Source organism: Pseudomonas sp. App30 (assembly GCF_047947025.1).
Lineage (GTDB): Bacteria > Pseudomonadota > Gammaproteobacteria > Pseudomonadales > Pseudomonadaceae > Aquipseudomonas.
Window position 1 is genome coordinate 4,374,442 of record NZ_CP133165.1, and the last position, 15,777, is coordinate 4,390,218.

Genomic DNA, 15,777 nt, shown 5'->3' on the forward strand with positions numbered 1-15,777 from the left:
GAGGCAGCATGGCAATCAAGGCATTGGCAGTCATGATGGTGCTGGGCGCAAGCCCGGCCTGGGCCATCGAGCCCGGCCCGGCGTCTGCGGCGCAGCAGGGCACCGAGCAGTGGTTGCAGCTGCAAAGCAGCGGCCAGGTGGCCTCGCGCAACCCCCAGGCCACCACGGCGGTGGAGCATGAGGCGGCGATGCAGCGCTGGCTGGACAGCTACAAGCTGAAGATTCCGCAGTGGTACACCGCGGACGACTCCGGAAAAATCAGCAAGTAGCCTCAGTAGGCGCTGGCCCGCTGCCGCTGGTTGGGCGCCAGGGCCAGGGCCAGTTGCGTGCGGTTGTGCATGTGGGTCAGGCGCAGCACCTGGCTCACGTAGAGTTTGACGGTGTTCTCGGTAATGCCCAGCTCGCAGGCGATCTGGTAGTTGGTCTGGCCCCTGCCCACCAGTTGCGCCACGGCCATTTGCCGCGGCGACAGCTGGTCGAAGCCGGCAGGCATCACCCGCGCCGCTTCAGCTGCCGGCGCTTCCAGCGCCTGCTCGCGCAGGGGCGCGCGCACCTGTTCAAGGTCCTGGTACAGGTCATTGATGGAGCTGGCGAGGAACTGCAGTTTTTCGTTCAGGTGGCCAAGGTGCTGGACGGTCTGCTGCCGGCTCGCCAGGTTGGCCTCGTGGCGCTGCAGGCCCTCCAGCAGTTCGTCGATATCCACGGGCTTCTGGTAATAGTCGACGAACCCTTCGCGTAGCGCCTTGATCACATCCTGCTTGTCGGCGCGCCCGGTCATCATGATGGGCTCGAACGGGCGCCCTTTGCCCGCCACGCGCTTGAGTTGCTGGACCAGTTCGATGCCGTCCAGGCCGGGCATGTGCAGGTCGCACAGCACCAGGCCGATGGCGGGGTCGCGGGTAAAACATTCCAGCGCCTGCTGGCTGCTGAGGCTGGGCACGCACTGGTAACCGCTGGTCTCCAGCAGCTCGCAGAGCAGTTCGACGATCTCGGGTTCATCGTCGACGACCAGCACTCTGACGGACGAGACGCGCTTGTTCACGAGCAACTCCCTGTTGGCAACCTGATAGGCCCGGTCTCTTTGAGTAGTGGCACATGATGGCCAGTCACTACCTTCTGACGTTAGCCCTACTTTCCGACTAAGTACATAGGTGCACGCCTATTTATCGATCAGTGGATCCAAAAAAGCGACGCCAGGAAGCCGGCGAGCAGGAATGGCACAAAGGGTGGCTTGACCTGGGGATCCGGCTGCAGGTTCTGCAGGCGTTTGCGCAGCCGTGGGCTGAGGCGTTTCCATACACGGGGGCCCAGCAGCATCCAGGCGATCATGGTCACCCCGGCGCCTATGAACGTGGCCAGCACATGCATGCGGTCGGTGGCCAGGGCCAGGGCCCACAGCAATTTGACGTCACCTGCGCCCAGCCGGCCGCTGATGTAGCCGGGCAGGGTCAATACCATGGCGATGGCCAGTGCCAGGCCGGCTTCCTCGGCGGTGCCGCCCAGCCACGTGTGGCCGCTGTAGAACAGAAAGAACAGCGCGAACAGGGCTCCGCCCAAGGTCAGTCCGTTGGCAATCTGCCGGTGGCGGATGTCCTGTTCGGCGCAGAGGGTAAACCAGATCAATAGTACTAGGCTTGGCATCCGGTAAAAAACGTCCCTTTTCGTCGAATGATTCTATGCTCTAACACAGGTGTACTGTCAGGGTAGACGCGATCATGAATGCAAGCCTCCCCCACAAGCAAAAAGGTGCGGCCGCGATTGAATTCGCCCTGGTCTTCATCCTGTTTTTCGCGGTGTTCTACGGGGTTGTGGCTTACAGCTTGCCATTGCTGATGGTGCAGTCATTCAACGAGGCGGCGGCTGAGGGCGTGCGCCAGGCGGTGGCGGTGGACCCCACGACCACGGGCACCGGGTATGCCGCGCTGGTGAGGTCCACGGCGACAGGCAAGGCGTTCGCCGCCCTGACCTGGTTGCCCACGGCGTTGAATTTTTCCCAGAGCTACATCACCGCGGACTACGCTGGCGCGGGTAACACTCTCACGGTTTACATCAAATACCCTTCCAGCAATATCAACAACGTCTTGCCGTTCCTGACCTTGCCTGGCATCGGTCAGGTGCCGAACCTGCCAGCCACAATCACCGTCTCCTCGAGCATCTTCCTTTGAGTGCCGGCGAGAAGCTGTTCGGGCGCTGGCGCTCGCAGCCGCCGCCCGTGCTGCCGGTGGCGCTGGAAGTGGCGCCCCAGGTGGCCAGCGGCCTGCAACTGCTGCTCGACCCCCAGGGCCAGGTGCTGCGCCTCAGTGGCCCCCTGCGCCACCAGCTGGCCGCAGCGGCCAGCGCCGACCGCCGCCTGGCCAACTACCTGCAGCCCAACAGCCGCCTGGTGGTGGAGGGCGAGCCGGCGGACTGGCAGGGCCAGACCCTTGACCTCGACTTCAAGGCCGCCGACGGCACCCTGCACACCCGCGGCTGGGTGCAACACCAGGCGGAAGGCTGGGTGCTGCAGGTGTTCGACGTTGGCGACCTGCTGGCCGAGCGTGGCCAGCAGCAGGCGCACGGCCAGTTCCAGCGCCTGCTGGCACAGATCGCCGAGCGCCTGCGCCTGAGCAGCCTGGAGCGCCTGGACGAGGTGATCGCCGAGCAACTGCACGGCATCGCCAGCCAGTGCCAGCTGCCGGGCGTGGCACTGCTGCTGCGTGCCGGCGAGGCGGCCCAGTGGCAGGTGTTCAGCGACTGGTTGCGCCCCGGCGAGCTGACCCTGTGGCCCGCCGAACCGCGCTTGAACCGCAGCCTGCCCGGGCTGGACAGCCATGGCGTGCTGGACAGCGACCTGCTGGCGCCGGCCCAGGGCTGCCTGGTGCCGTACCGCGAAAACCACGGCGTCGCCGCCTGGCTGCTGTGCGCGCTGCCGCCCACGGGCGTACCTGTTGCGCTGAAAGAACATGGCCAGGCGCTGTTCGCGGCGCTGGCCGGGCCGGTGTTGGCACGCCTGGCCGAGCGCGGCCATCGCCACCAGCTCGAGCGCCTGGAAACCCTGCAAGGGCTGATGGGCACCGGTTGGTGGGAGTTCTTCCCCGAACGTGACAGCCTGCAGCTGGCCCCCGGCCTGGCCCAGGCCCTGGACGCCCCGCAACAACTGCCGCTGCAGGACTGGCTGGCGCTGATCCACCCGGCCGACCGCGCCGAGCTGCAAAGCCGCCTGCGTGACGTGCAGCGCGGCCACGAGCTGAGCCTCAGCGTGCGCCTGCACAAGGGCGACCCGCCGCTGTGGTTCCGGGTGCAGGGCCGCGTGCTGGAGGGCGACCGCATCCGCCGCGTGGTGGGCATGATGCTCGACATCAGCGACATCAAGAACCAGCAACAGCAGGCCGCCGCCGCCCACAAGCGCCTGGACAACGTGATCGCCAGCTCGCCGGCGGTCATCTACGTGCAGCGCTACGCCGAGGGCGCGCTGCAACCCACCTTCTTCAGCGACAGCCTGCGGCCGCTGCTGGGCTGGGCCCTGGAAGACTGCCAGGACGGCGAGATGGCCCAGTGGGTGCACCCCGACGACCGCGACGGCTACTTCCAGCGCACCCGCCAACTGCTGCGCGAAGGCGCGGTGCGCAGCCGCTACCGCCTGCGCGACCGCCAGGGCAATTACCACTGGGTGCTGGATGAAGCGCGGCTGCTGCGCGATGACCTGGGCATGCCCGTGGAAGCCGTTGGCCTGTGGCTGGACGTGACCGAAGCCACCGTCGCCAGCGAGCTGGTGCGCCAGAGCGAGGAGCGCTATCGCATCCTGGTGGAAGACTCGCCGGCGATGATCTGCCGCTACCGCCCCGACCTGACCCTGACCTTCGGCAACCAGCCGCTGGCCAAGTACCTGGAGTGCAGCACCGAAGAGCTGCCGGGCATCAACCTGGGCAACTGGCTGTCCACCGAACAGCGCGACGCCTTCGTGGCGCGCCTGGCCACCCTGACCCCGCAGCAACCGGTGAGCGCCGCGGAAATCGCCCTGCAACTGCCCGGCCGCGAGCATGCCTGGTGGGTGTGGTCCGACCGTGGCGTGTTCGACGAGCGCGGGCAGTTGATCGAGATCCAGGCCGTGGGCCGCGACAACACCGAGGTGCGGCGCACCCAGCAGCAGCTGACCCAGAGCGCGAAAATGGCCACCCTCGGCGAGATGGCTACCGGCCTTGCCCACGAGATCAACCAGCCGCTGAACGTGATGCGCATGGCCATCGTCAACGTGCTCAAGCGCCTGGGCAACGGCGACGTGCAGATCGACTACCTGCAGGACAAGCTCAACCGCATCGACGCCCAGGTGCAACGCGCCGCGCGGGTGGTGGACCACATGCGGGTGTTCGGCCGCCGCTCGGAAATCGAGATGCAGCTGTTCAACCCCAAGGTGGCGGTGGAGGGCACCTTGTCGCTGCTGGCCGAGGGCATGAAAGGCAAGGGCGTGGAACTGCGCGTGCCGGAAATTACCCTGGAGGTGGTGGTGCGCGGCCACGTCGACCAGCTGGAACAGGTGCTGATCAACCTGATGGTCAACGCCCGCGACGCGCTGCTGACCAAGCGCGAGGGCAACCGCGAACTGGAACCCTGGATCGAAACCACCGCCGAGGCCGACGACGAGCGCGTGCGCCTCTACGTGCAGGACAACGGCGGCGGCATCCCACCGCGCCTGCTGGAGAAAATCTTCGAGCCGTTCTTCACCACCAAGCCGGTGGGTGTCGGCACCGGGCTGGGGCTGTCGGTGAGCTACGGCATCATCGAGAACATGGGCGGCCGCCTGAGCGTAACCAACACCGACGAAGGCGCACGCTTCTGCATCGAACTGCCCATCGCCCACCCCGAATAACCGCGCGCCCCCGGACGCCGCCTGCGGCAGCTGCTACGCCGCTCCCTGTAGCAGCGGCCGCAGGCCGCGTCAGAGCACGAGCTGCGCCCGGCCGGTCTGGCAGGTGAGGTTGGCGCCGACCTGGACTTGGGTAAGGTCGATGCCTAAGGAACTCAACAGTTGATTCAACAAAGGATCCAGCAGAGGGCTAAGCAGTCCTTGGATCACCGGGAGCAAGAGGCTATTGAGCGTACCAAGTAAGCTCGAGACAGTTACCAGCAAATCGCCCAGCAAATTGCTAGTTACTGGTTTGTAAGCTTGTACTTGAATGCCAGAAATTGTACTGGCCAGGCTGTTCACGATACTGCTGTTACTCAGCGTCAAATAGCTGGGGGTCAAACCTACGTTCGGCGGGGCACTCGCACTATTGAAAATGAGGTCAGTGGTATTTCCAGCCACAGTGGTATTCACAAGAATACCAAGGCCCCCGCCAGTGCCAGCCGTCCTTGGGCCACAGCTGCCGATCCCAAGAACTTGGTGACAGGTCTTTGTTCCGATATCGATAATGCGCAATGGATTCACGACCATGTCAGTCGAGGAAGAAAATGCAGTGCTGGCGTCAATTTGACCGATTTTTAGCGTCGCCGCGGATGTGAGGGTATGAGCAGTAATTGACTTGTTAGACGTACAGCTGAACGCCGTTATATAGCTTTGAGCACTTGCCAATTCCAGCCCAATATCAATTTCAGGCGATGGCATGGGCAGTAGGTCCAACTGCTCACAACCGGCCCCCAGCAAGCAGGATACTGCGTTAAGAGTTGCGACCAGATTTAGCTGGAGCAAACTGCCAAGAACGTTTGCCAATGATGAAACCAGGTCGGTGAGTAAAGTGGTCAACCCTGAAAGGGAAGTAAGTACGGGAAGATTTACTGAGACCAAGGCCCGAACTTGAGCAGTTTTTACATAAATTCGATTTGGGTTATTCAGTGTTGGATCGGCCACCGCGAGAGTGGGGTTCCCTATGGCGGAAAGCTGCGGCGGCTCAATAACCTTAATTCGCGTAGTGACATTGGCCAAGCCCAAGACGCTTACTGGTAGTGTTGCGCTCACGGAGCTCGCGCTATTGGCCAGCTGAACAAAGCTCTGAATAAGTTGGAAAAGTTGAATGTTGGCGTTTAGTCCAGCGGTTGTTGCGCCTGACTGGAGTTGCAAGAGGCTGCCCAAGGTCACATTTGGCACATTGATAGCTGCCGATTGTATAGCGGCCAAGCTAGTGGTGATGGTGGCGGTATTTCCGCTCTGCGGTAGTACGTCAATAGCGGCCTGCACCAGTTGTCCAACCGAGACGTTGGTAGCCAGCAATTGAGTGTAATTACCTGCACTGACACCAAGGTTAAGCGCTAACCGGTTGAGGTAGCTCAGCAGATTGACGTCTGTTGTAATCAGTCCGTTCCAGCCGTCCACACTTAAATTTACGTTTCCTCCCAAAAGTCCGGAAAATAAGGGATTGAGGATGCTGGATTGCGCAGTATTCACCGTCGCCAAGGTACTGCGAATACTCAACTGCGCCAAAGGATTCCCCACATACCCCGCCGTAGCAGTAGCCCGCAACACCGTATTGGCATTGAACCCCCCACCCGCCACCATCCCCCACAACCCCGCCGCCACGCTGGTGGCCACCGTTTCATTGGCCACTACCTGTATCGCCTGGGTGGCCGTGGCGTTGGCGGTGAACGCGCGCAGGTTGTTGCTGCCGGTGCTCAAGGTGCCGCAGGTGACGGTGAGGGTGTTGCCGGTGCCGACGGTTAAGCCGTTGCGGGCGGCGCTGGTGGTGGCTTGGGTGAGGGCGTTGACGCCGGTGCCGCTGCACACGGCGTTGAGGTTGGAGGCTTCCAGGGCGGCGGCGTCGACCACGCGCTGCAATTTGCGCTGTTCCAGGTACAGGCGGCCGCTGTCGATGACCAGCAGCATGAACAACAAGGCCATGCCCAGGGTGATGGCGGCCATCAGGCCGATCGCACCGCGTTGCCGGTACGGGTAAGCAAAGCGCGGGACCATCGAGCACTCCTTGCCGACACTGTCACATCCAGTGGGTGTGTTTCAGCGTAGCAGCCGGTGGCGTGCTTGCACCCGTAGCAGCGGCCAAAGGCCGCGTCCCGCCGTGACACGGTCCGGACGCGGCCGGTGGCCGCTGCTACGGGGGTTATTTTGGCGGGTAGGTGGACAGCACCTTGGTCACGGTCTTCTGGATGGCCGCGGTGCGCTCGGCGGGGCTGGGCGGGTAGCTGTTCATGATCTGCTCGGAACTGCCGCGCCACACCAGCTTGCCGTCGTGGCCGTCCAGCAGGTCGACCTGGATGGTGGCCACCTTGTAGTCGACGCTGCGGGTCTCGTTGTACATCGGCCCGCCCCAGTAGCCTCCCCAGTAACCGCCCCAGGCGCCACCGTAGTTGGTGGTGATCTGCTGCTGGCGGTTCTCGACGATCAGGTAGGTCTGCACGCTGAGGTCACCGCGGGCCCCGGCCTGGGCGGGGCGCAGGCCGCGCTGGTCGAGTTCGCTGGCCACCGCTTCGCGGATGCGCTGCTCGGTGAGGTCACTCTTGATGCGCGGGTCATCGGGGCGGTACTGCAGGGCCGGTTCCTTCCAGCTCCAGCTGCGGTAGGCACCGAAGTCACGGCTGGCGTCGAAGTCGTGGTTGACCTGGTTGCTTTCGCAGGCGCTGAGCAACAGCGCCACCACTGACAGTAAAGCAAGACGGCGGAACATGATGATGTTCTCCAGTTACCTAGCGTGGGGGGTAGGCCGCGAGGGCCTTGTTCACGGCGCCGCGCAAGGCGTCGCCGCGTTGGCTGATGCTGCCTTGGCCGTCTGTCTCTGCGCTGGCGCTCCAGACCGGTTGCCCGGTGGCGCCGTCGAACAGGTTGATGCGCACCACCATGACCTGCACCTCATAGGTGCGCACTACAGGAGGATAGCCGCCGTAGGGCCCATAGGGACCGTAACCGGGGCCCGGGCCGTAATCTTCCTGCACCTGGCGCAGGCGCTTCTCCATGCGCACGTCGGTGCTCACCAGCAGGTCCGCCGGGCCGTTGCGCGCCGGGCGCAGGCCGCGCTGGTCGAGGCCCTCGCTGACGGCCTCGGCGATCTGGTCGGACTCAGCCAGCGGGCTGCCCGGCGGCGGCTGGTGGTTGAACCAGGTCCAGCTGCGGTAGCTGGCAAAATCCCGCGGCTGCGCCGGGTAGGCGCTGCGGTCGAAGGTCTGCGCCGCCTGCGGGGGTGCTGGCGGCAGCGGGTTGGAGCTGGCGGTGTAGGGGTTGGGGCTTTCGCAGCCGGCCAGGGCCAGCACGATCAGACTCAAGGCAAGTGGGCGGTACATGGTGATCTCCACAGCGTCAGACGGGACGGCAGATCCAGTGCAGATAGCGGCCAAGGCCCGCGTACGCCGGGTGGCGACGGTAGGCCAGTTCCATTTCCAGCAGGTCGTCCAGCGCCGCTTTCTTCTGGAAGTCGACCGGCATGTAATCGTGAAAAACCCGTACGCCGCTTCTGCTTTCGACCTGCCAATGGCCGTCGAGTTGCGCCTGCAGTTCGCGTGGGTCCAGAGGCATTTGCGGGGTGAGGCTCTGTTTTTCACCGGCCATGTCGTTGCTGCGCAGCTTGCGGAAATGGCCTTTGAGCAGGTTGCGATACACCAGCGCGTCGCGGTTGTAGAACGCCAGCGACAGCCAGCCGCCCGGTGCCACCAGGCTGCGCAACACCGGCAGGATGGTGAACGGCTCGGCCAGCCATTCCAGCACGGCGTGGCAGATCACCAGGTCGTACTGCTCGCTCAGCAGGCCGGGCAGGTCCTGCCACGGTGCCTGGATGAAGGTGGCGGCCAGGCCGGCCTCGGCGAAACGCTGGCGCGCGCCTTCGAGCATGGGCTCGGCGGGCTCGGCCAGGGTTACCTGGTGGCCTTGCTGGGCCAGCCACAGCGACATGTGGCCCAGACCGGCGCCAATGTCCAGCACCCGCAGCGGGCGCTGGGGCAGGGCTTCGGTCAGATCGGTCTGCAACACGGCCAGGCGGATGGCGCCCTTGGCGCCGCCGTAGATCTTTTCGGCGAAGCGGGTGGCCAGTTCATCGAAGTGACGGTCGCTCATTTGGCGAACCGCCGTTCGCTGTGGGCCAGTTTGGCGCGCACCACGGCGTCCATGTCCAGGCCCAGTTCGCTGCACAGCAGCAACAGATAGAGGACGATGTCGCCCACTTCCTGGCCGGCGTGCTCAAGCTTGTCCGCCGGCAGCTGGCGCGACTGGTCTTCGCTCAGCCATTGGAAAATTTCCACCAGCTCGGCCATTTCGACGCTGGCGGCCATGGCCAGGTTCTTGGGGCTGTGGAAACCACGCCAGTCATTGTTGTCGCGGATGCGATGCAGGCGTTGGGTCAGTTCTTCGAGGTTCATGGGGCTCTCCTGTGCCTAAAGCTTGGGGCGCAGGCGCGCGGCGCGCAAGAGCAACGCGAATGAAAATCTGTATGGCGGCTGAAACCTGTGCAAATTCCCGGTGCGTGGTGCCTGGGACGCGGCCTGCGGCCGCTGCTACAGGATGACGTTGGGGCCCTAAAAACTCGCTGGCAAGCCAGCTCCCACAAAGACATTTGCTGCTACGGACCTCGTAGCAGCTGCCGCAGGCTGCGTCCGGCCCCGACGCGATGAATCCTGGAAACCGCGTTGGCTGTGACGCGGCCTTTGGCCGCTGCTACAGGATGACGGTGAGCCAGGTGGAGATGAGCAGCAGCACCGCCAGGGTGCGGTTCATGCGCTGCATGGCCCGGGGCGAACGCAGCCAGCGCGCGGAGCCTGCGCCCAGCAGTGCCCAGCAGCCCATGCACGGCAGTGACACCAGGAAGAATGCCAGCGCCAGCCACTGCACGGCCAGGCCCTGGGCGCTGAACACGCTGACTACCGCCAGGGCCATCATCCAGGTCTTGGGGTTCACCAGCTGCAGGCTGGCGGCGCTGGCCAGGCCCAGGCGGCGCTCGTCGTCGGCGTGCACGGCGGTTGCCGGCGCGGCCCAGATTTTCCACGCCAGCGAGGTCAGCCACAGCAGGCCGGCCACGGTCATGGCCGGTTTCACGTAGGGCAGGGTCATCAGCGTGCGGCCCAGGCCGGTGCCTACCGCCAGCACGATCAGCGCCGCCGCCGCACAGGCGCCGAGGATAATTGGCAGCACCGCGCGCAGGCCGAAGCGTGCGCTGTTGCTCAGCACCAGGATGTTGGTGGGGCCGGGGGTGATGGAAGCGACGAAGGCGAACAGCATGAAGGCGAGCATGGCAGGCTCCGAGAACGGGAAGTGGCCATGATCGGCGTTGCGCGGCGCTCAGTCTGGAAGGTTTGAGCAGCGCTTGCGGTATGCCGCCGGGGTCATGCCATAGGCGCGCATGAACCAGCGCCCCAGGTGGCTCTGGTCTGCGAAGCCCAGGTCGCTGGCCACGTCTGCTGGCCAGGCGCCCCCGGCCAGCAGGCGGCGGGCGCGGGCCAGGCGCAGCTGCACCAGGTAGGCGTGCGGCGGCAGCCCGAAGGCGGCCTTGAACGCGCGGGTCAGGCGGAAGCGGTCGACGCCGCAGGCGATGGCCAGTTCGTCCATGCCCAGGTCGCGGAAGCAGTTGCTGTGCAAATAATCGCGGGCGCGCTGGGCCACCAGCGGCAGGCGCGGGTCGCTGTTTTGGCGCTGGCGCCATTGGGTGTGGGTGGTCAGGCGTTCCAGCAGGCCGTCCAGCGCGCTCTGGCGCACGATGCGCAGTTCCTGGCCGTGCAAGGCGCTAAAGGCGAACAGCGCGGCGTGGGCCAGGCGCGGGTCCTGGGTCAGGGTCTCGGCGAAGCTCAGGGCGTGGTTGGCCGGGGCCTCCTCGAACAGGCTGGCCAGCTCGCGCTCCAGCCAGTGCGGGTCCAGGTACAGCATGCGGTAGGTGAAGCCGGCGTCGTCAGGGGCTTCGCCGTCGTGGATCTCGCCGGGCTCGATCAGGAAAATCTTGCCCGGCGTGCTGTCGTGCAGGGTGCGCCGGCAGTTGAAGCGCTGCACGCCCTGCTCGGTGACGCCCACCAGGTAGCTGTCATGCCAGTGCGGGTCGTAGGCATGACCTTTGTAGAAGTGGGCGCGCAGGGTTTCGATGCCGGTTTCCCGGTCCTGGGCCAGGTCGATCCAGTTGGATGGGTTCATGGGCCAAGCTTATCGCGCGCGCGCCGGGGGCTGTCTAGAAGCTTTGTGCAGCCCCTGGGCATCAGGCGACGGGCGACCAGCCGCCCTCCATGTGCAGCAGGTCGGCCTTGCCCTTGAGCTCGAACTGGCCGCTGGAGCCGCCGGTGCTGGCCCACAGGATCAGCTCGCTGGGCAGCCGCACCGGTTTGCGGAACTGCGCGTGTAGCTCGACGTTCGCCGCAGGCAGCTGCTCGCGCAACGCCGCCAGTGAGCGCGCCAGGCTCCACATGCCGTGGGCGATGGCCGTGGGAAAACCGAACAGCCGGGCGCTGGCGGCGCTCAGGTGGATGGGGTTGTAGTCGCCGGAGACCTTGGCGTACTGGCGGCCGCAGTCGTTGCCGGCGTACCAGCGCGAGTGCTCGATCAGCGGTGCCACGCTGGGCTGCAGTTCTGCCGGGGGCACGCCGTCCAATTTCACGCCTTTGCACAACATCACGCTGTGTTCCTCCCACAACGGCCCCAGGGCGTCGTCGACCTGGGTCACCAGGTCAAAGGTCGCGCCTTTTTCGTGCGGCTCGAGATTTTCCACATGCACGCTGGCGTGCACCCGGCTCAAGCCGCCCAGCGGTCGCAGCACGCGAATGCGATTGCTCAGGTGCACAAGCCCCAGCAAGGGGAAGGGAAACTCGTGGCTGGTCAGCAGCTGCATCTGCAGGGCGAAGGCCATCACGTGTGGATAAGTGGCCGGCAGCAGGCCGCTTTCGCCGAAGCCGCAGGCCTGGCGGTAGGCGGCCAGGCGCGGGTTATCCACTGTCAGCCAAGCGCGCAGGCCGGTGTCGGGCAACTGCGTGCCGCTGATCTTGCGGCGTAGCGCGGCGCGGGTGTACAGGCCCGACAGGCCGTCGACGCGGTCGAGGTCTTGCCAATGCACGCTCATGCTCAGGCCCCCACCACGCTTTGGCCGCACACGCGCAGCACTTGGCCATTGACCGCGCCGCTGCCCGGCTGGGCCAACCAGGCCACGGCCTCGGCGACGTCCTGGGGCAGGCCGCCCTGGCCGAGGGCGTTCATGCGCCGCCCGGCTTCGCGCAGGGCGAAGGGCATTTGCGCGGTCATGTGGGTCTCGATGAAGCCCGGCGCCACTGCGTTGATGCTGGCGCCACGGGCGGCCAGGGTGGGCCCGAACGCCTGTGCCAGGCCGATCAGCCCCGCTTTGCTGGCGGCGTAGTTGGTCTGCCCGCGGTTGCCGGCGATGCCGCTGGTGGACGACAGCAGGATGACCCGGCCGTGGTCCTTCAGGGTGCCGCTGTCGAACAGCGCCAGGGTCAGCAGGTGCGGGGCGTTGAGGTTCACCGCCAGCACCGAGTCCCAGTATTCGGGGGTCATGTTGACCAGGGTTTTGTCACGGGTGATGCCGGCGTTGTGTACCACCACATCGATGCCGTCGGGCAGGGCGGCGATCAACTGCTGCGCGGCGTCGCTGGCGCAGATGTCCAGGTCCACGGTGCGCCCGCCCAGGCGCGCGGCCAGGGCGTCGAGGTCGGCCTTGGCCTGTGGCACGTCCAGCAGCACCACCTCGGCGCCGTCGCGGGCCAGGGTTTCGGCAATCGCGGCGCCGATGCCGCGGGCAGCACCGGTCACCAGGGCCTTCTTGCCAGCCAGCGGTCGGGTCCAGTCCGCTACTTGGCTGGCACAGTGGCTGAGGCGCAGCACCTGGCCGTCGACATAGGCGCTTTTCGGCGAGAGGAAGAAGCGCAGGGCGCCTTCAAGCTCAACGTCATCGTCCAGCTGTAGCAGTTGCAGCACGCCGCCGTTGCGCAACTCCTTGGCCAGCGAGCGGCTGAAGCCCTCGATGGCCTTCTGCGCGATATGCGCGGCAGGCGCCAGGCCGTCGGGCGCGCGGCCCAGGATCAGCAGGTGGGCGCTGTTGTCGAGGCTCTTGATCAGCGGCTGGAAGAACTCGCGCAGCTGCTTGAGTTCGGCGCTGTCGCTGATGTGGCTGGCGTCGAACACCACGGCCTTTATCTTCGGGCCCAGGCCGGCAGTCCAGGCGGGCAGGCTGGTGTTGTCGGTGGCAAAGCCGAAGGCGCTGTCGGTGAGCCGCGGCGCCAGTTCGGCGACGTTAGCCGCCAAGGGGCCGCCGCCCACCACCAGGGTGCCGTCGATGGGCCGCAGGCGTCCGGCCTGCCAACGCTCCAGCCGGGCCGGCGTGGGCAACCCCACGGCGCCCACCAGGCGGCGGCCTAGGTCGGAATTGGCGAAGTCGATATAACGGTCGGACATGGAACGCTCTCCGGCAGATTGAGTTCAAAGTGTGGACCACGTTGACGACTTGGTCGTTCGGTCTGTTGACCGGCGTCTGATCCAGCCTTTGATCTGGCTTGCGATCTGCTGTTGATCTGGCTGTTGATCTGGCTGTTGATCTGGCTCTTGATCTTGATTGTATGCCCCGTAAAGCGCCCGGGCCGACTGGAGGTGTCGATCAACGGGCTGCCCGAAGGGCCGAGGCCGCAGGCCGAAGAGACGGTAACCCGCAGGCTTCTATAGCGGGTGCCGTCTGCCCGTTGAGCGGCGCCGGAAGGAGGGGACCCGTAGCGCAGCGGAGGGCCCAAGCAGGGGCAAGCGTTTTTTGCTTACTTTTTTTGGCGTCTGAAAAAAAGTGAGTCGGCGTAAGGCCGAAAAGGTGATTCTGCATCGCCCTCGGTAATGGATATGGTCACGGATTTAGCATCCCGCTTCGGCGATTTCGAACATATCCATTTTCGCGGGGAGACCACCGACCGTTTCGGCCTTACGCCGACTCACTTTTTGGCAGTCGCGGTACGTGTCAATGTACCTGTCGCCTAATTCCTGCCTCAACTCACGATAGCAACCCCGGCATCAGGCCGCTCCGGGTTCAAATACACCGCCTCGGCAAGCTGCCAATTACGCGTGTTCCGGCTCCACCGAACCGGGTTCCTTTCCCGGGCAGCTGCATACAACCTATCTCGGGCCTCCAGTAATTTGGGGGCCAAGCCTTCGTGACGCTCGTTCGGTGTTACGTACTTCAGGCCGCTATGGCGGTGTTCCTCGTTGTACCATTCAACAAATTTCTGCACCCACAGCCTCGCTTCAAGCAAGCTGTCAAAGGGACGTTCAGGCCATTGCGGGCAGTATTTGGCCGTGCGGAAAAGCGTCTCCGCATAGGCATTGTCATTGCTCACCCGCGGACGGCTGAACGAAGGCTCGACACCTAGTGAAATCATGCTCTCGCGCAGCAACGAGCCCTTCATCACATGGCCGTTGTCCGAGTGCAGCACCAGCGCTCGACCGGCCGTACGCTCGCGTAAACAGCCCTTTTCCAGCAAGACACAGGCATGTTCCGCACATTCGGATTCGTGCACTTCATTGGCCACCAGCTTGCGGCTGTAGATGTCCTTGACCATGTACCAGTAGAAAAAACGACCCTTCACCGTGCTCGGCAACCAGGTGATATCCCAGCACCAGACCTGGTTGGGGCCATCCGCCCGATGCGTGGTCAAGATGCGACGCTTGGGGGCCTTTGCACGGCCGCGTCGCGTGAGCTGGTTGTGCGCTTTCAATACTCGGTAAAACGTCGACTCCGAGGCCAGGTAAATCCCTTCGTCCGCCAGCTTTGGCACAATCTGATGCGGCGTCAGGCTCGAATAACCCGGCTGGTTGGCCGCGTCCATCACAGCCTGGCGCTCGGCTTCGCTGAGCTTGTTCGGCGGCGGTTTGCGCGGGACTGTCTGACGCTTGTCGGCGTCGCTGTGACGCCAACGCTGCACGGTCCGAAGGCACAATCCCAGCTCGTTGCAAGCACGAAACCGGCGTGCGCCGGCGTCGACGGCAGCAGCGATCAATACCAGAGCCTGCATGCGATCGGGGGCGCTGATCAGCCTTCCTTGTCCTTGCCCCAGATCGCATTGGCTTTTTTTCTGAGTTCCAGCAAAGCCTCCGCCTCCTTGCGACCGGCATCAGAGCGCGATAATTGTCGCTCCAACTCCTTGATTCGCCGTGAATCGGCAGTCTGCTTTTTGCTGGGTTGAACATCGAGCGCCGCGTTGGCGTTCTGACAGGCCAGGCGCCATTGCTGGATCTGCTCGGGAAAAATACCCTTGATCCGGCAGTACTGGGAAAGCTCGACCTCGCTCAGCGGCGCGGTCTCCATGACAGCGTTGAACTTGTCAGCGCTGGACCATTGATCGCTGGTCTTGTTGTTTCCAGGAACGATCAACCCTTTATCTCTAGCCATTTGTCTCCAGTTCCTAAGCGACTGTGGAGTGACGCCGATTGCGACGGCGAGCTCTGCCACGGAGCGGTTCAGGGGCGGCATCATTTGCTGAACCGCCCAGTCTCTGAAGTCATTGTCATAACGCTTCGTCATTGCCTTGCACCTTCGCCCCCTTGGATGATTGAGTCAATCAACAAAGGTGACAGGTAGGCTGACACGGGGGGGTCGCCCCAAAAAGTAAGCAAAAAGGGCTTGCCCCTGCTTGGGCCCTTCGCTGCGCTACGGGTCCCCTCCCTCCGGCGTCGCCCAAGCGGACGACGGCCCGGAATAGAAGCGCCTCCGGTTCCGTCTTCCCCGGCTACGCCGTGGACCGCTTGAGCGACGCCTCCAGTCGGCCCTGGCGCTTTACGGGGCCAAGATCAACGTCAAAAGCCAGATCAAGATCAAGATCAAGATCAAGATCAAGATCAAGATCAAGATCAAGATCAAGCATCGGCTGGGTCGCCTACGCTCAAACCACTTTGTTCAGCCGTACAGG

16 protein-coding genes are annotated in these 15,777 nt (G+C 64.4%); 3 read left to right on the forward strand and 13 right to left on the reverse strand.

Annotated elements, in window-relative coordinates; genetic code table 11:
* Positions 1-8 precede the first annotated feature (8 nt).
* Positions 9-269: a DUF3613 domain-containing protein gene (locus RAM80_RS20400; protein ID WP_416422249.1), complete on the forward strand. Its 261-nt coding sequence runs from the start codon at positions 9-11 to the stop codon at positions 267-269.
* Between the two features lie 2 nt (positions 270-271).
* On the opposite strand, the gene RAM80_RS20405 is transcribed toward RAM80_RS20400, so the two are convergent.
* Together RAM80_RS20405 and RAM80_RS20410 are read right to left on the reverse strand one after the other, a co-directional pair.
* On the reverse strand, positions 272-1,042 hold the full coding sequence (locus tag RAM80_RS20405) for a response regulator (protein ID WP_416422250.1): 771 nt from the start codon (positions 1,040-1,042) through the stop codon (positions 272-274).
* A gap of 128 nt (positions 1,043-1,170) precedes the next feature.
* Positions 1,171-1,641: a prepilin peptidase gene (locus tag RAM80_RS20410; protein WP_416422251.1), complete on the reverse strand. Its 471-nt coding sequence runs from the start codon at positions 1,639-1,641 to the stop codon at positions 1,171-1,173.
* A 74-nt stretch (positions 1,642-1,715) separates the two neighbouring features.
* On the opposite strand from RAM80_RS20410, the gene RAM80_RS20415 reads away from it, so the two are divergent.
* The gene (locus RAM80_RS20415; protein ID WP_416422252.1) at positions 1,716-2,165 is read left to right on the forward strand and encodes a TadE/TadG family type IV pilus assembly protein; all 450 of its coding nucleotides are present in this window, start codon (positions 1,716-1,718) and stop codon (positions 2,163-2,165) included.
* Positions 2,162-4,846: an ATP-binding protein gene (locus tag RAM80_RS20420; RefSeq protein ID WP_416422253.1), complete on the forward strand. Its 2,685-nt coding sequence runs from the start codon at positions 2,162-2,164 to the stop codon at positions 4,844-4,846. The genes RAM80_RS20415 and RAM80_RS20420 overlap by 4 nt, the downstream gene beginning before the upstream one ends.
* A gap of 69 nt (positions 4,847-4,915) precedes the next feature.
* Here the strand turns inward: RAM80_RS20420 and RAM80_RS20425 are convergent, their stop codons facing one another.
* The 11 genes from RAM80_RS20425 to RAM80_RS20475 all read right to left on the reverse strand — a co-directional run bounded on the left by RAM80_RS20425 (position 4,916) and on the right by RAM80_RS20475 (position 15,732).
* Complete coding sequence (locus RAM80_RS20425; RefSeq protein WP_416422254.1) at positions 4,916-6,883, reverse strand: pilus assembly protein TadG-related protein; 1,968 nt, start codon at positions 6,881-6,883, stop codon at positions 4,916-4,918.
* 145 nt (positions 6,884-7,028) lie between these two features.
* Positions 7,029-7,592, reverse strand: a complete 564-nt coding sequence (locus RAM80_RS20430; protein WP_416422255.1) for a DUF4136 domain-containing protein — start codon at positions 7,590-7,592, stop codon at positions 7,029-7,031.
* Between the two features lie 19 nt (positions 7,593-7,611).
* Positions 7,612-8,202, reverse strand: a complete 591-nt coding sequence (locus RAM80_RS20435) for a DUF4136 domain-containing protein (RefSeq protein WP_416422256.1) — start codon at positions 8,200-8,202, stop codon at positions 7,612-7,614.
* A 16-nt stretch (positions 8,203-8,218) separates the two neighbouring features.
* On the reverse strand, positions 8,219-8,968 hold the full coding sequence (locus RAM80_RS20440) for a methyltransferase domain-containing protein (protein ID WP_416422257.1): 750 nt from the start codon (positions 8,966-8,968) through the stop codon (positions 8,219-8,221).
* Positions 8,965-9,270: a MazG-like family protein gene (locus tag RAM80_RS20445; RefSeq protein WP_416422258.1), complete on the reverse strand. Its 306-nt coding sequence runs from the start codon at positions 9,268-9,270 to the stop codon at positions 8,965-8,967. The genes RAM80_RS20440 and RAM80_RS20445 overlap by 4 nt, the downstream gene beginning before the upstream one ends.
* Before the next feature lie 295 nt (positions 9,271-9,565).
* Positions 9,566-10,138: a LysE family translocator gene (locus RAM80_RS20450; RefSeq protein ID WP_416422259.1), complete on the reverse strand. Its 573-nt coding sequence runs from the start codon at positions 10,136-10,138 to the stop codon at positions 9,566-9,568.
* Between the two features lie 48 nt (positions 10,139-10,186).
* Positions 10,187-11,026 (reverse strand): AraC family transcriptional regulator, encoded by an 840-nt coding sequence (locus RAM80_RS20455; protein ID WP_416422260.1) that lies wholly within the window; start codon positions 11,024-11,026, stop codon positions 10,187-10,189.
* Between the two features lie 61 nt (positions 11,027-11,087).
* Positions 11,088-11,942 (reverse strand): MaoC family dehydratase, encoded by an 855-nt coding sequence (locus tag RAM80_RS20460; protein WP_416422261.1) that lies wholly within the window; start codon positions 11,940-11,942, stop codon positions 11,088-11,090.
* A 2-nt stretch (positions 11,943-11,944) separates the two neighbouring features.
* Entirely contained in the window at positions 11,945-13,288 is a 1,344-nt protein-coding gene (locus RAM80_RS20465) for a 3-oxoacyl-ACP reductase (protein WP_416422262.1), read from the reverse strand.
* 572 nt (positions 13,289-13,860) lie between these two features.
* Positions 13,861-15,392 (reverse strand): IS3 family transposase gene (locus tag RAM80_RS20470; RefSeq protein ID WP_416422263.1). Its coding sequence is split into 2 segments (ribosomal slippage): positions 13,861-14,951 and positions 14,951-15,392, totalling 1,533 coding nucleotides; the frame shifts between segments, so codons are not numbered across the junction.
* A gap of 205 nt (positions 15,393-15,597) precedes the next feature.
* Positions 15,598-15,732: a hypothetical protein gene (locus tag RAM80_RS20475; RefSeq protein ID WP_416422264.1), complete on the reverse strand. Its 135-nt coding sequence runs from the start codon at positions 15,730-15,732 to the stop codon at positions 15,598-15,600.
* Positions 15,733-15,777 lie beyond the last annotated feature (45 nt).